At 61.9% G+C, this 13,652-nt stretch carries 15 protein-coding genes; 5 read left to right on the top strand and 10 right to left on the bottom strand.

All coding sequences use genetic code 11. From position 1 onward, the window contains the following. Nucleotides 1–460 precede the first annotated feature (460 nt). From AB4Z53_RS04400 to AB4Z53_RS04390, 3 genes are read right to left on the bottom strand one after another with little or no spacing between them, the layout of a single operon-like run. Nucleotides 461–1,336, bottom strand: coding sequence for an SDR family oxidoreductase (locus tag AB4Z53_RS04400; protein ID WP_441594898.1), 876 nt, complete (start codon nt 1,334–1,336; stop codon nt 461–463). Next, nucleotides 1,324–2,526 (bottom strand): tRNA epoxyqueuosine(34) reductase QueG, encoded by a 1,203-nt coding sequence (queG, locus tag AB4Z53_RS04395; RefSeq protein ID WP_441594896.1) that lies wholly within the window; start codon nt 2,524–2,526, stop codon nt 1,324–1,326. The genes AB4Z53_RS04400 and queG overlap by 13 nt, the downstream gene beginning before the upstream one ends. Beyond that, nucleotides 2,507–3,199, bottom strand: coding sequence for a glutathione S-transferase family protein (locus AB4Z53_RS04390; protein ID WP_113536712.1), 693 nt, complete (start codon nt 3,197–3,199; stop codon nt 2,507–2,509). Before AB4Z53_RS04390 ends, queG begins: the two co-directional genes overlap by 20 nt. A gap of 162 nt (nt 3,200–3,361) precedes the next feature. Here AB4Z53_RS04390 and AB4Z53_RS04385 point away from each other — a divergent pair, with 162 nt between their 5' ends. After that, on the top strand, nt 3,362–4,168 hold the full coding sequence (locus AB4Z53_RS04385; RefSeq protein WP_291150193.1) for an undecaprenyl-diphosphate phosphatase: 807 nt from the start codon (nt 3,362–3,364) through the stop codon (nt 4,166–4,168). 205 nt (nt 4,169–4,373) lie between these two features. Here AB4Z53_RS04385 and AB4Z53_RS04380 read toward each other — a convergent pair whose 3' ends face one another. The 7 genes from AB4Z53_RS04380 to dnaN all read right to left on the bottom strand — a co-directional run bounded on the left by AB4Z53_RS04380 (nt 4,374) and on the right by dnaN (nt 9,535). Next, nucleotides 4,374–4,535, bottom strand: a complete 162-nt coding sequence (locus AB4Z53_RS04380; RefSeq protein ID WP_043615437.1) for a hypothetical protein — start codon at nt 4,533–4,535, stop codon at nt 4,374–4,376. Nucleotides 4,536–4,773: 238 nt separating this feature from the next. Next, nucleotides 4,774–5,754 carry a complex I NDUFA9 subunit family protein gene (locus AB4Z53_RS04375; RefSeq protein ID WP_441594893.1) on the bottom strand — a complete coding sequence of 327 codons (981 nt, stop codon included), beginning with the start codon at nt 5,752–5,754 and terminating at the stop codon, nt 4,774–4,776. 121 nt (nt 5,755–5,875) lie between these two features. Beyond that, complete coding sequence (locus AB4Z53_RS04370) at nt 5,876–6,163, bottom strand: DUF1330 domain-containing protein (protein ID WP_113536709.1); 288 nt, start codon at nt 6,161–6,163, stop codon at nt 5,876–5,878. Nucleotides 6,164–6,278: 115 nt separating this feature from the next. After that, nucleotides 6,279–6,983: an orotidine-5'-phosphate decarboxylase gene (gene pyrF / locus AB4Z53_RS04365; protein ID WP_441594890.1), complete on the bottom strand. Its 705-nt coding sequence runs from the start codon at nt 6,981–6,983 to the stop codon at nt 6,279–6,281. A 3-nt stretch (nt 6,984–6,986) separates the two neighbouring features. Next, a complete protein-coding gene (locus AB4Z53_RS04360; protein ID WP_441594888.1) occupies nt 6,987–7,574 on the bottom strand; it encodes a histidine phosphatase family protein in 588 nt (195 codons plus the stop codon). A 4-nt stretch (nt 7,575–7,578) separates the two neighbouring features. Beyond that, the gene (gene pmtA / locus AB4Z53_RS04355; RefSeq protein ID WP_113536706.1) at nt 7,579–8,181 is read right to left on the bottom strand and encodes a phospholipid N-methyltransferase PmtA; all 603 of its coding nucleotides are present in this window, start codon (nt 8,179–8,181) and stop codon (nt 7,579–7,581) included. 235 nt (nt 8,182–8,416) lie between these two features. Further along, on the bottom strand, nt 8,417–9,535 hold the full coding sequence (gene dnaN / locus AB4Z53_RS04350; RefSeq protein WP_113536705.1) for a DNA polymerase III subunit beta: 1,119 nt from the start codon (nt 9,533–9,535) through the stop codon (nt 8,417–8,419). Between the two features lie 352 nt (nt 9,536–9,887). Between dnaN and rsmI the strand changes: the two genes are divergently transcribed. The 4 genes from rsmI to AB4Z53_RS04330 all read left to right on the top strand — a co-directional run bounded on the left by rsmI (nt 9,888) and on the right by AB4Z53_RS04330 (nt 13,644). Next, nucleotides 9,888–10,817 carry a 16S rRNA (cytidine(1402)-2'-O)-methyltransferase gene (gene rsmI / locus AB4Z53_RS04345; RefSeq protein ID WP_113536704.1) on the top strand — a complete coding sequence of 310 codons (930 nt, stop codon included), beginning with the start codon at nt 9,888–9,890 and terminating at the stop codon, nt 10,815–10,817. Next, entirely contained in the window at nt 10,807–11,175 is a 369-nt protein-coding gene (locus tag AB4Z53_RS04340; protein ID WP_113536703.1) for a YraN family protein, read from the top strand. Before rsmI ends, AB4Z53_RS04340 begins: the two co-directional genes overlap by 11 nt. A 159-nt stretch (nt 11,176–11,334) precedes the next feature. Then, on the top strand, nt 11,335–12,633 hold the full coding sequence (locus AB4Z53_RS04335; RefSeq protein ID WP_291150221.1) for an extracellular solute-binding protein: 1,299 nt from the start codon (nt 11,335–11,337) through the stop codon (nt 12,631–12,633). Between the two features lie 6 nt (nt 12,634–12,639). Further along, nucleotides 12,640–13,644: an ABC transporter permease subunit gene (locus AB4Z53_RS04330; protein WP_441594885.1), complete on the top strand. Its 1,005-nt coding sequence runs from the start codon at nt 12,640–12,642 to the stop codon at nt 13,642–13,644. The last annotated feature ends 8 nt before the right edge of the window (nt 13,645–13,652 follow it).

Genomic DNA, 13,652 nt, shown 5'->3' with positions numbered 1-13,652 from the left:
CTGGCGATCCCCTCGGTCAAAACACTTGGTTAAAAACTTCTGAGAAACGCTAATTGGGGCGAAAAATGGCAAAAACGTGCTTCAACCATTTACACTCTATTAGGATTTATTAAAAAAGGACGAAAATTCAAAAACGAAGATCGTTTGAAATAGTTTAAACAGAGCCGGGAAGTTCTTTGGAATCAGTGGTTGAACGCTAACAGCCTTCCGCACGCAGGCGCAACTCAGTGGTAAACGAAAAATTTCATTAAAAATTTCGAATTGGACGAAATTTCCGGAATCTAGATGGTCGAAAAATCGATACTAGCGCACAGGTTGTATTTAATTCGTCAAGTATCGAAGGAATATCCAGAGAATGTCACAATTCTGGCGGCGTTTCCGTCATCAATACTGATGAGCAGACTATCGGCATTCTATAAGCATTTCGGATTATGTTATTGAATAAGCACCGAGTTGCGTTTCAAGCATTGCGCCAGGTGCCGGATTTCCAGAGCTGCGCAAGCGAAACGCGATAATCGGGGTACGTGAACTCGAAACCGGTGGCGCGCATGCGGGCGTTCGAAACGCGTTTGTTCTCGCCATAGAAGGAGCGGGCCATCGTCGACAGTTCGGCCTGCTCGAAGGGCGTCTCCGGGGGAGGTTCGACACCCATCAGCCGCGCGGCTTCGGCCACCACGTCCTGTGGCGGCGCCGGCTCGTTGTCGGTGATGTTGAAGACGCCGCTCGTACCGTTGTTTGCGAGGAACAGAGACGCCGCCCCGATATCCTCGACACGGATGCGGTTGAACACCTGACCCGGCTTGATCAGGCGTCGGGCCGTGCCATTTGCGAGATTGCAGAAAGCGTTGCGCCCTGGACCGTAGATGCCGGCGAGCCTTAGTACGGCGACCGGGATGTTCTGCTTTGCGCCGAAGGCGATCCAGGCGTCCTCCGCTTCCACCCGTTCGACTGAGCGGGCAGAGACCGGTTTGCGCAGCATGTCCTCGGTGACCCATTCTCCGCCATGGTCACCATAGACACCCACCGTCGAGAGATAACCGATCCATTCGAGGTTTGGCGCGAGCCGTGCGAGATCCGGGGTGGAAGCGCGGAACATCGGGTCGCCATCGCGGCCGGGCGCGATCGACTGGATCAGGTGGGTCGCCTGGCCAAGTGCGGCAGCGAGTTCGTCGGAGATCGTTTCACCGTCGAAGAGGATCGGGCGGACGCCGGCCTTTTCGAGGTTTGCCGCCTTTTCCTCGGTGCGGGTGGTGCCGACGACGCTTGTCGCCGTCGGAGCCATGGCCCGTGCGATTGCCATGCCGGAGTAGCCGGCGCCAAGGATCAGGACTTGCATCGGCTCACTCCCGCCATCTGCCATTCGTTGAGGACGTCTTCGTCCGTCTCTGGCTCGCATTGTTCGGCAATTTCCGCAAGCGCTGTGGGCGCGACCAATCGTGACAGCGCCCAGACCGCCATTGCCCGCACCACCGGTGAGGCGTCATCGATGCGCGCCTTGACAGCAGCGACAAGTGCCTGGTCGCCGGAGTTGCCGGCGGCGATCAGCACGTTGCGTACGAAGCGGTCGCGGCCGATCCGCTTGACCGGCGAGCCCGAGAACAGGCTGCGGAAGGCGGAGTCGTCGAGATCGAGCAGGCCGTCGAGCGCCGGCGCCTTCAGATCGTTGCGCGCCTTCAGCCTCATTTCGGAAGCCGCCTGCGCGAACTTGTTCCAGGGACAGGCGGCGAGACAGTCGTCGCAACCATAGATGCGGTTGCCCATCAACGGGCGAAGGTCCGGGTCGATCGGCCCCTTGTGCTCGATCGTCAGGTAGGAAATGCAGCGCCGCGCGTCGATCTGATAGGGCGCTGGAAACGCGTTGGTGGGGCAGGCGTCAAGACAGGCGCGGCAGGAGCCGCAATGGTCCCGCTCCGGCGCGTCGATGACGAGTTCGGCTGTGGTGAACAGGCTGCCGAGAAACAGCCAGGAGCCATATTCGCGGCTGACGAGGTTGGTGTGCTTGCCCTGCCAGCCGAGGCCGGCCTTCTCCGAGAGCGGCTTTTCCATCACCGGGGCCGTGTCGACGAAGACCTTGACGTCCTCGCCGGCGCGCGCGGCGAAACGGGTCGCCACTTCCTTGAGCTTGCCCTTGATGATGTCGTGATAATCGCGGTTCTGGGCATAGACCGAGATCGCGCCGCGGTCGGTCCTTTCGAGAATCCCGCGCGGATCCTCTTCTGGCCCGTAGTTCATCGCAAACATCACCACCGAGCGCACGTCGCTCCAGAGCGTGCGCGGGTCGGAACGGCGTTCGGCCGTTTCGGCGAGCCACTCCATCGTGCCGTGGAAACCGTCGTCGAGAAAATCTTGGAGCCGAGCCGGCGCCTCGGGAATGGCGTCCGGCCGCGTGATGCGACAGAGATCGAAGCCCTTGTCTGCCGCTTCGGCCTTCAGGAATTCGGTCAGCTTTAGCCGCCGTCGTTCCCCATTGTCAGCCTTGGCAGCGATGCCGGGCACAGCTTCAGCCTCAGAAGTCGAGGTCCGCATAGTGCGGAACCGGGGTCACGCCGCGTACACGCTCGGAGAGCAGCGGGCGGAAGGAGGGGCGGGACTTCAGCCGCTGGTACCACTCCTTGGCGGTCGGGGCATCCGACCAGTCGATCTCGCCGAGGTAATCGAGCACGGACACTGTCGCCGCCGCTGCAAGGTCCGCATAGGAGATGCGGTCACCGGCAAGCCAGGTGCGCGAACCGGCGAGCCAGGAGAGATACTTCATATGCTGGCGGATATTGGCGCGCGACGTGCGCAGGATCTTGCTGTCCGGTGCGCCGCCGCCCTGGTCCGGCGTCATCTGCAGCTTGAAGATGCGTTCGCGCACCAGCGGCCGGGTGACGTCCGCTTCCATCTTCTGCAGGAACCACTCGACCAGGCGGCGGATTTCCGCGCGCTGGAACGGATCCTCGGCCAGAAGCCGGCGATCCCGCTTCATGATTCCGTTCGTCTCGTCGAGATATTCCGAGATGATCGTGGCGCCACAGAGCGCCCTCATACTGTCGTCAACATAGACCGGTAGCGTCCCGGCCGGGTTCAGGGCCAGGAAGTCGCGCCGGTTCTCCCACGGCTGCTCCTCGGACAATTCCGTCTGATAGCCATATTCCGAGAGGATAAGGCGAACGAAGCGTGAAGCGGAGGACATGGGGTGATGATACAGTGTCGGCATCGATGATCTGGCTTCTCAGCGTCTTTTTTCTGGGGGCGTCAGCGTGGCGGCGCAAGCGTCTGGCCACGGCTCCTGTGATAAAGCTATAGAAATTTGTGGTGGCAAACACAAGCGAATCAGCCTTTTCCTCCCACTCCAAAACTTGTCAGGAAAATCTCATACATGGCGGATCAATCGATCATCAGCGCGCTCGTCCTCGGGCTCATCGAGGGCTTGACGGAGTTTATCCCTGTCTCGTCGACGGCGCATGTCCTCCTCGCCGGCCACTTCCTCGGTTTCAAGTCGCCGGGCAACACCTTCGCCGTCCTCATCCAGCTCGGCGCCATTCTGGCGATCCTGCTCGTCTATTTCCAGAAGCTTCTGTCGATTGCGCTGGCGCTGCCGACGAGCATCAAGGCGCGTCGCTTCGTCCTGTCCGTGCTGATCGCCTTTCTGCCGGCAGCCGTCATCGGTGCGATCGCCCATGATTTCATCAAGACGGTGCTGTTCGAAACGCCTGTCCTGATCTGCGTCGTGCTGATCGTCGGCGGCTTCATCCTCTATGCGATCGACCATCTGCCGCTGAAGCCGCGCTACACAGACGTGATGGACTATCCGCCGTCGCTGGCGCTGAAGATCGGCCTGTTCCAGTGCCTGGCGATGATTCCCGGCACCTCGCGTTCCGGCGCCACGATCGCCGGGGCCTTGCTTATGGGAACCGACAAGCGCTCGGCTGCGGAGTTCTCCTTCTTCCTGGCGATGCCGACCATGCTCGGCGCCTTCACACTGGACCTCTACAAGAACCGCGACGCGCTCTCCTTCGACGACTTCACCCTGATCGCCGTCGGCTTCATTGCGGCGTTTGTCGCCGGCGTCTTCGTCGTGCGTTCGCTGCTCGACTTCGTCTCGCGGCGTGGGTTCACGCCCTTCGCGATCTGGCGCATTATCGTCGGCACCGCGGGCCTGATCGGCCTCTGGCTGCTCGGCTGATCCGGCATCATCAACAACCCAAAAAAAAGGCGCGTCTCGGACGCGCCTTTTTCTTTGCCCTCGTTCTTCTCCGGGCCTGGGCCGACCCTAAAAACAAAGCCGCGTGCGTTTCAAGGTGAAACGCACGCGGCCACTGGCCCCCGCCAATAACTTTAAATGCCCCAAACGCAATTCCAGGAATTGCGTGATCCAGAGGGCGCCGGCCTCAGTTGCCGGAAAGATCGATCGATGCCGTCGTGCACGGATCGACGCCATAGGCCGGCGCACAATCCTTGCCGCTGCTGGCGACCGTGTTCGGCGCCATGAATGAGCCAGCCAGAATGATCAGTGCCGCACACGCAAAAAAGATTGCGATCGACTTGCCCATGGACGCTATGCCTTTCGAGATTGATGCTGCCGCCGCCGTCATGCCTTGCGATCGGGGCGCGAGGCGGTGTTTAGTCGCTGGATATGACATGATCAATATCAGGACATGTTGAATTTGCGGTAAATGCCATTCGCTTTGTTAACTGCGGCAGAACTGCAACGCTGTTGCCTGGATACCACAGAAAAACGGCCGCCGGTGGTACCGGCGGCCGTTTTAAAAGAGTTGGCTTCGAAGCCGATCAGGCGGCGCGGCCGCTGCGGGTATACTGGCCCTGCGGGCGATAGCGCACGAGATAGGTCGGCAGGATCGGCTCCAGCATCGTCGGATCGATGCCGATGCCGGCGAGCGTGCGTCCTTCCGAAACCGCCTTTGCCGAGACAACATTGTCGGATTTCAGCAACACCACCTGGTCGGCGGTGAGCGGCGGCGTGACGAAGGGCACCATCGAGGCGATGCTGCCGATGAAGGACGCGACGCCGAAGGGAAGCGAGACGAGCGGACGCTTGCGGTCGATCGTGTTGAGCATGATCTCGAGACAGTCGCGGAAGCTCAAGACATCGGGGCCGCCGAGTTCGTAGATCTTGCCCTTGGCAATCTTGCCGTCGACGGCGCGCGCGACCGCCTCGGCGACATCGGTCACATAGACGGGCTGGAACTTGGTGTGGCCGCCACCGATCAGCGGCAGGACCGGCGAGAAGCGCGCCATGTCGGCGAACTTGTTGAAGAACCCGTCCTCGGGACCGAAGACGATCGAGGGGCGCAGGATGATCGCGTCCGGCTTCGTTTCCAGGATTGCCGTCTCGGCGCGACCCTTGCTGCGGGCGTAGTTCGACGGCGAGGAAGCGTCCGCGCCGATTGCCGAGATGTGTGTCAGCGTTGCGCCGACGCTACGCGCTGCTTCCGCAACGGCACGTGCGCCGAAATCCTGGACGGCGTCGAAGGTGTTGCGGCCGCTTTCAAAGAGCACGCCGACGCAGTTGATGACGTGGTCGGAGCCTTCGACGGCGCGGTCCACCGACTTGCGGTAGCGCAGGTTCGCCTGCACGAAGGAGATCTGGCCGACATTGCCGAGTGGTTGCAGGTGACCGGCAAGGTCAGGCCGGCGAACGGCGACGCGAATGCGGTAGCCGCGCCTGGCGAGCGCGCGCACGACATGACGGCCGACGAACCCGGATCCGCCGAAAATCGTCACCAGCGGCGGAAGGTTGGACAAGGTCATGGGAAACGCACTCCTGATCGCAGAGGAAAGAATTGATTGCTACATAGCCCAACAGCCGCGAGAGGTGAAGGCCAATCCACGCGGCTTGTCGGGTCTGTCGGAAGATGATGATGGTGGGTGGTCAGACGCCTTCGACGACGACCATCTCTGCGTCGGCGACTTCCTGGCGGATCGCGGCGGCAATCTGGTATTCGGGTGAGTTGTAACAGTCGACCGCGGCCTGCAGCGACGGAAACTCGATGACGACGTTGCGGGCGCGCACGCCGCCTTCCAGGCGCTGGTGTTCACCGCCGCGCGCGAGAAAATTCGCGCCGTATTTCTCGAAGGCCGGCTTTGCAGCCGCCACATAATCCTTGTACCGCTCGGTATCGCGGACATCGACCCGCGCGATCCAGTATCCCTTGGCCATTTTTGAGCTCCTCGTTTTGCGGCGCTGTAGGCTGACGGGAGTGTTACTTCCGGCAAATTTGGGTCGAGGTCAAGCGGATCGGCGCGGTCGCTGCGTGCGGGGAGCGTTCCTCGCGTCAGCGCGCGAGTGCGCCGTCCATTTCCGCGAGGATTGCGCGCGCGGCGGCGAGCGGCTCGACGACTGCGACGATTGGGCGCGCGACGACGAGATGACTGGATCCGGCCTTCAGGGCTTCGGCCGGCGTCATCACCCGCTTCTGGTCGCCCTTGTCGGCGCCGGCAGGGCGGATCCCCGGCGTCACCAGCGCCATGTTCGGGCCGATGATCTTGCGAACCGCAGCCGATTCTTCTGCCGAACAGACGATGCCCCCCATGCCGGCCGCGCGTGCCTGTTCGGCCCGGCGCAGCACCAACGTGTGCGGATCGTATTCGTAGCCGGCGTCGATCACGTCCTGCTCGTCCATGGAGGTCAGCACCGTGACGCCGAGCAGGCAGAGATCGGAGCCTTTCGCAGCCTCGACGGCCGCCTTCATGGCCTTCGGATAGGCGTGCAGGGTCAGCATCGACATGCCCATCTTCACGATGTTCTCGACGCCCTTGGCAACCGTGTTGTCGATGTCGAGCAGCTTCATGTCGAGGAAGACCTTTTTCCCGCTCTTGGCAAGGTCGCGCGCGAACTCGAGCCCGCCGGCAAAGACCAGCTGATAGCCGATCTTGTAGAAGGAGACGTCGTTTCCGAGCGTCGAGACGATCTTCTCGGCATCGGTGATCGTCGGAAGGTCGAGGCCTACGATCAGTCTGTCGCGCGCGGTTTCGGTCATCGTCTACATCCCCTGCCAGTGTTCCATCGGGGTCCAGTCGCACGCGACGGCCCGATCCGCAAGGCGGAAAGCGAAGACGTTGCCGCCGCCGCCACCCTTCTGGTCGGCGGTGCGCGAGATCGGTGCGCCGAGCAGCCGGCATTTCAGGAGGGTGCCGACGCCGCCATGGCCGACGAAGGCGATCGGAATCTTCGGATCGTGGTCGTCGAGGACGCGAAGGACTGCGTCCGAAATCCGCGTCTGGGCGTCGATCGCGCGCTCCCAGCCCTTGAAGCTCTCGGTCGGATTGGCGAAGAACCAGTCGGCCGCCTTCTCGAATTCCGGCGGCGGCAGGAAGCCCGTGGCAGAGCGATCGTTCTCGCCCATGTCGTGGTGGATCTCGACGGTGGCGCCGGCCGCATCGGCCAGCAGCTGCGCCGTCTCGACTGCCTTGGTTTCGTCGCTCGAGACGATCCTCCCGAGAAAGCGCGCCCACGGCAATGAGGCGGCGAGGGCCGCGCGTTCGCGGCCAACAGCGGATAGTCCCCATTTGGGGACGGGCACGTCCGGATCGATCTGGACCTGCGGATGGGTGACGTAGACGCCGAACATCCCGTCAGTGCGCCCGGCGATAGACCCAGAGCTGTGCCGGCGGGATGTTGCGCACGACGAAGTCCAGATGCTGGATGCTGTAACGATCCGGCATGGCGACGACGGGCGAAAGCGGCCCGTAGGAAATCTGCACCACCGGCCGGCCGACCGGGATGCGCGACAGCAGGTCATCGATCAGTTCGACGCGCCGATGCATCGGGAAGTTCAGGAGCGGAACCGCCGAGACGACGCTGTCGAAGGTCTGGCCCTTCAGTTCGCCAAGGGTGTGTTCCAGATCAAAGGCGTCGCCATTGACGAAGTTCACACCGGCGAAATTGGCCCTGAGCTGGTTATAGAAGTCGGTGGAGTATTCGACCGACACAAGGCTCTCGGCAGGCAGGCCGCGTTCCAGGATCGCCTTGGTGATGACGCCCGTGCCAGGGCCGAGTTCAAGCACCGGCAGGCCCGAAGCTGGATTGATCACACTCGCCATTCGGCGCGCGGTGACGGAAGAGGTCGGCAGGATTGCGCCGACAGCCTTGGCATTGCTCATCCATCCCTTGAAAAAGCGAATTTCCTCATCGAACTTCCGTCCGAGCCGTTCCTTCACCTTCACGCGCAAATTCATTGAACCCCTCAAAACCGTCGTCCTCTCCTCATACGGCCGCCCGCTTATGTCCCCGCTCGATGATTCGAGCCGGCTTGGACGGCGGCAATCATAATGTGTCCCCATCTGCGGCAAAAACAAGTCTATCTGCGCCTGAAAGCGTCCGCTTATCAACAGCCGCCGGATGGATCGACCAACAAAAAACCCGCCACGCGTGGGCGTGACGGGTTGGCATTTCGCCTCGCGTCAGACCCGGTTACACGCGCATCGGCATGAGCACGTAGAGCGCATCTTCAGCGGCAAGGTCGCGAACGAGCGTCGGCGAACCTGGATCGGCCAGCATGAAGATCGCATCGGTGCCGGTCAGCTGCGAGGTGATGTCGAGCAGATACTTGGCGTTGAAGCCGATCTCGATCGGATCGTGATCGTAGCCGACGGGCAGTTCTTCGGTAGCACTGCCGGAATCCGGATTGTTGACCGTCAGCGTCATCTGGCCTTCGTTCAGCGCCAGCTTGACGGCGCGACCACGCTCCGACGAGATCGTCGATACACGGTCGACGGCCTGGGCGAAGGACTGGCAATCGACGCGCAGTTCCTTGTCGTTGTTGGCAGGGATCACGCGCTGGTAATCCGGGAACGTGCCGTCGATCAGCTTCGAGGTCATGACGATCGAGCCGATGGTGAGGCGGATCTTGGCATCGGACACTTCGACCGTGACGACGAGATCCGGATTGTCGAGGAGCTTCTGCAGTTCGCTGACAGTCTTGCGCGGGATGATGATGCCCGGCATGCCTTCGGAACCGGACGGTGCTTCCACGTCGGCGCGCGCCAGACGGTGGCCGTCGGTGGCGACGGCGCGCAGCTTCAGTTCGCCCTTGCTCTCGACGGTGTGGACGAAGATGCCGTTGAGATAGTAGCGGGTTTCCTCCGTCGAGATCGCGAACTGGGTGCGATCGATCAACATCTTGAGGTCAGTCGCCTTGAGGCGGAACGAGTGCGAGAAGCTGCCTGCAGTGAGATCCGGGAAGTCGGATTGCGGCAGGCACTGCAGCGAAAATTTCGAGCGGCCGGAGGCAACGGTCATCGCCGTGCCCTCGGCATTGGTTGCGAGCAGCACTTCCGAGCCGTCCGGCAGCTTGCGCACGATGTCATAGAGCAGGTGTGCCGGCACCGTGGTCGCGCCCGCCTGTTCCACCTGCGCCGGGGTCGCCTCGGTAATTTCGAGGTCGAGGTCGGTCGCCTTCATTTCCAGGCTCGCGCCGTCGGAACGCAGGAGCACGTTCGAGAGGATCGGGATCGTGTTTCGCCGCTCCACCACGCGGTGCACGTGGTTCAGCGATTTCAGGAGGTTGGACCGCTCGAGAGTAATGCGCATGGGATGCCGCTTTCAACCATTGCCCGGCGGACGAGGCGCCCGCCTGAGCGTCAACTGCGAGTGTCCCGGCCGACGGACCGGAAAGATGTGGACCGGCAAAATGGCAGAAACAGCGCCCGGAAAGCAAGGGGTTTGAAGGCTTCTGTCCCCAGATGCGGCACGTAGCCCCGCTGCCTTGCCCTTGCTCTGTCATACGGGCTCACTCATAAAGACCGAACGAGAGCGGGATGAGGAAAAGTGCGTACGGTTTTCCGCCCGCGTCCCGCTTCAAGCAGCGGCATTTACGATTTCAGGTCGGACCGACCTGAAATCGTAAATCTAGGCATCGGCAAGCACGATCAGGACGTTACAGTTGGAAAAGCAGAAGACACCGGAACCGTCAGGCGGGCAGAGAGAGCGCAGCTATCGGCTGCACAATGTGAGCGTTCCGGCCCGCCCGCTCGATGCGGCGCTCTATCTGGTGGCAACCCCGATCGGCAATCTCGGCGATATCACTCTGCGTGCGCTGGAGACGTTGGCCGGTGCCGATGTGCTTGCCTGCGAGGACACGCGGGTCACCCGCGTGCTGCTCGACCGCTACGGCATCGTGAACCGGCCCTATGCCTACCACGAGCACAATGCGGACGAGGCCGGCCCCCGGCTGCTTGCAGCGCTTGCCGAAGGGCGATCGGTAGCACTTGTCTCCGACGCCGGCACACCGCTCGTCTCCGACCCCGGCTACCGGCTGGGCCAGCTTGCGATCGAAGCCGGGCACCGCGTCGTGCCAATCCCGGGCGCCTCGGCGCCGCTCGCAGCGCTCGTCGGTTCCGGCCTGCCGAACGACGCTTTCCTCTTTGCCGGTTTCCTGCCGACTAAGGACAAGGCGAAACGCGATCGTCTCAGGGAGTTTGCGACCGTTCCCGCGACCATCATGTTCTTTGAATCGCCGCATCGGATCGCCGCGACGGTAGCGGCCGCCTCAGAGGTGCTGGGCGAAGGCAGAAGAGCCGCCGTCTGCCGTGAGCTTACCAAGACCTTCGAGGAGTTCCGCCGCGGCACGCTCGGCGAGCTTGCCGCCCATTATGAAGAGGCAGGGGCCGTGAAGGGCGAGATCGTGCTCGTCATCGGCCCGCCGGATGCAGCACCAGAACCGGAAGCGGCCGATGTCGACGCGCTGCTACAAAGCCTCATCGCCGCCATGCCGGCCGGAAAGGCGGCAACCGAAGCCGCTCGCCAGACCGGCTTGCCGCGCAAGGAACTCTATGACCGGCTGCTGCAACTGAAGGAGCGCCATGACGACTGATGCGGGCGATCGGCGGAAGCTGAAGGCGCTCAGGCGGGGATACCTCGCCGAGTATCGCGCGGCGCTCTGCCTGTTGCTGAAGGGTTATCGCATCGTCGCCATGCGCCACCGCACCAAGCTCGGCGAGATCGACATCATCGCCCGGCGCGGCGATCTCATCGCCTGCGTCGAGGTCAAGGCCCGCCGCTCTGCTGATGAAGGCGTCTTCGCGGTGACGGCCACCGCGCAAAAGCGCATACGTGCCGCGAGCGATCTCTGGCTCGCCAAACAACCGGATTTCAACAGGCTTTCAGTACGTTACGATATCGTCACGGTGACGCCGTGGGCTTGGCCGCGGCATCTGCCGGACGCCTTTTGAGGCGGCGCGGCCGAGGAGGAAATGGTTGATGCGTTCCGTCCGCGCCTCGACTTGGAACATATTCTCGAATTTGTAATCGTTCCGACACAAAAGCGTAACCAGCCTGTCATTGAAGGTCACTAGTCCACTGCCATCCGTAATCCGGTGGAGAGGACAGTCATGTTCAAGAAGTTTTCGCTCGCAGCCCTTACTATTGCTTTTTCCGCAACGTCGTCGTTTGCCGCAACCAACATCACCTGGTGGCACGGCATGGCCGGCCGCAACGGCGAAGTCATCAATGAAGTTTCCAAGAAGTTCAACGAAGCCCAGAGCGCCTGTGCGCTGACCCCGGTTTCGAAGGGCACCTATGAAGAGGCGCTCGCATCCGGCATCGCCGCTTTCCGCTCGGGCGAACAGCCGAACATCCTGCAGGTGTTTGACGCCGGCGCCGCCACCATCATCAACGCCAAGGGCGCGGTCATCCCGGCCGAGGACCTGATCATCAAGGCCGGCCACAACTTCGACCGCAACGCTTTCATCGATGGCGTGCGCTACTTCTACGCCGACAGCGAAGGCAAGTTCGTCGGCATGCCGTTCAACTCGTCGGCGCCGATCATGTACATCAACGACGAGGCGCTCAAGAAGGCCGGCGTCGAAGCGCCGAAGACCTGGGAAGAGTTCGAGGCCGTTGCCCCGAAGCTGAAGGAAGCCGGCTACATCCCGCTCGTCCAGTCGCAGCTCACCTGGCAGTTCACCGAGAACTTCTTCTCGCGCAACAACATCCAGTTCGCCACCAACAACAACGGTTATGACGCCGTCGTCGACACGCAGCTGAAGGTCACCGACCCGAACCTCGTCATGATGTTCGACAAGCTGAAGGCCTGGAAGGATGAGGGCTACTTCGCCTTCTACGGCGCCGGCTGGAACGACAACCAGAAGGTCTTCGAAGAAGGCAAGGCCGCCTTCTGGATCGGTTCGTCGGGCTCCTTCGGCGGCCTGCAGAAGACGGCGCAGATGCCGTTCTCCGCGACCTTCCTGCCCTATTGGGGTTCGATCAAGGGCGCCGGCACCAACTCCTTCATCGGTGGTGCTGCTCTGTTTGCCATGTCCGGCAAGTCGGATGAAGAAAACAAGTGCGTCGCCGACTTCTTCCAGTTCCTGACCTCGCCCGAGATCCAGTACTTCTACCACAAGGCCACCGGCTACGTTGCCATCACCAAGGCAGCCTACGAGCTCGCCCAGAAGGATGGCTACTACAAGGAGAAGCCGGTCGCTGAAGTCGGCATCAAGCAGCTCATGCTGCCGGCCGGCGACTGGTCGAAGGGCTACCGCCTCGGCTTCTATCCGCAGATCCGAGAAATCATGGAACGCGAATACGGCCGCATCTTCTCGGGCGAAACGACCGTCAAGGACGCTTTCGACACGATCGAGAAGGAAGGCAACGAGCTGCTCGCTCGTTTCGCCAAGACCGCCGGCTGATCTCCCATGTCGACCGCGACAGATCTCCTCCCCGCAGCGCGGGGAGGAACCGGAACCCGGACCGGGAGGCGTCACTTCGGCGCCTTCCGGTCTTTCGGTGGCCAGTCGAGTGGCGAAGGGGAAAGTGCTGCCAAGCGCGTGCAGTTCTCATCGCCGTTCCTGCCCTACCTCTTCCTCGCGCCGCAGCTCGCGATCATCTTCATTTTCTTCTACTGGCCGTCGGTCCAGGCGATCCAGTCGTCCTTCTATCTCGAGGACCCCTTCGGCTTTGGCTCGACCTTCGTCGGCATGACCAACTATACCGACGTGCTGAAGTCGGGCGAATATCTCGGAATTGCCCGCTTTACCGCCGTCTTCACAGCGCTGGTGACATTCTTCGCGCTGTCGATCGGCCTGCTGCTCGCCGTCAAGGCCGACGGCGTCATCCGCGGCAACGCGGCCTACAAGACGCTGCTCATCTGGGTCTATGCCATCGCGCCGCCGGTCGCCGGCCTCATCGGCATGATGTTCTTCGATCAGCATATCGGCCCGATTGTCGAGCTCGCCCGCTGGTTCGGCTGGGACATCAAGGTTGGCCTGAAGTACTTCGACACCGCGTTTTCCATGGTGGTCGTTTCGGTCTGGAAACAGATCCCCTACAACTTCATCTTCTTCCTCTCAGGGCTCCAGGGCATTCCGGTCTCGGTGCGCGAGGCAGCGGCGATCGATTGCCGCTCCGGCTTCCGTCGCTTCTGGACGGTGATCCTGCCGCTGCTCGCGCCGACCGCCTTCTTCCTTTTGATCATCAACGTCACCTATGCGCTGTTCGACACCTTCGGCGTCATCGATGTGATGGTGAAGGACAAGGCCGCCAACAATCCGATCACCCTTGTCTACAAGGTCTACATGGACGGTTTCCGCGGCAACGATCTCGGCGGCTCTTCGGCCCAATCGGTGATCCTGATGCTGATCGTTTTCGTTCTCACCATCTTCCAGTTCCGCTTCATCGAGCGGCGCGTGCACTACAACTGAGGTCGGGC

The sequence above is a fragment of the Ensifer sp. 2TAB8 genome (assembly GCF_052115125.1).
Lineage (GTDB): Bacteria > Pseudomonadota > Alphaproteobacteria > Rhizobiales > Rhizobiaceae > Ensifer.
Note: the sequence above shows the minus strand (reverse complement) of the source record. Positions and strands in the feature narration are given on the sequence as shown.

Bases quoted from the DNA above. Each gene is read 5' to 3' on its own strand.
- AB4Z53_RS04370 (WP_113536709.1), bottom strand. From the start codon at position 6,163: ATGGCCAAGGGATACTGGATCGCGCGGGTCGATGTCCGCGATACCGAG.
- AB4Z53_RS04360 (WP_441594888.1), bottom strand. From the start codon at position 7,574: ATGTTCGGCGTCTACGTCACCCATCCGCAGGTCCAGATCGATCCGGAC.
- AB4Z53_RS04330 (WP_441594885.1), top strand. From the start codon at position 12,640: ATGTCGACCGCGACAGATCTCCTCCCCGCAGCGCGGGGAGGAACCGGA.
- pmtA (WP_113536706.1), bottom strand. From the start codon at position 8,181: ATGAATTTGCGCGTGAAGGTGAAGGAACGGCTCGGACGGAAGTTCGAT.
- AB4Z53_RS04390 (WP_113536712.1), bottom strand. From the start codon at position 3,199: ATGCCGACACTGTATCATCACCCCATGTCCTCCGCTTCACGCTTCGTT.
- AB4Z53_RS04335 (WP_291150221.1), top strand. From the start codon at position 11,335: ATGTTCAAGAAGTTTTCGCTCGCAGCCCTTACTATTGCTTTTTCCGCA.
- AB4Z53_RS04340 (WP_113536703.1), top strand. From the start codon at position 10,807: ATGACGACTGATGCGGGCGATCGGCGGAAGCTGAAGGCGCTCAGGCGG.
- AB4Z53_RS04400 (WP_441594898.1), bottom strand. From the start codon at position 1,336: ATGCAAGTCCTGATCCTTGGCGCCGGCTACTCCGGCATGGCAATCGCA.
- queG (WP_441594896.1), bottom strand. From the start codon at position 2,526: ATGCGGACCTCGACTTCTGAGGCTGAAGCTGTGCCCGGCATCGCTGCC.
- AB4Z53_RS04385 (WP_291150193.1), top strand. From the start codon at position 3,362: ATGGCGGATCAATCGATCATCAGCGCGCTCGTCCTCGGGCTCATCGAG.
- pyrF (WP_441594890.1), bottom strand. From the start codon at position 6,983: ATGACCGAAACCGCGCGCGACAGACTGATCGTAGGCCTCGACCTTCCG.
- AB4Z53_RS04380 (WP_043615437.1), bottom strand. From the start codon at position 4,535: ATGGGCAAGTCGATCGCAATCTTTTTTGCGTGTGCGGCACTGATCATT.
- dnaN (WP_113536705.1), bottom strand. From the start codon at position 9,535: ATGCGCATTACTCTCGAGCGGTCCAACCTCCTGAAATCGCTGAACCAC.
- AB4Z53_RS04375 (WP_441594893.1), bottom strand. From the start codon at position 5,754: ATGACCTTGTCCAACCTTCCGCCGCTGGTGACGATTTTCGGCGGATCC.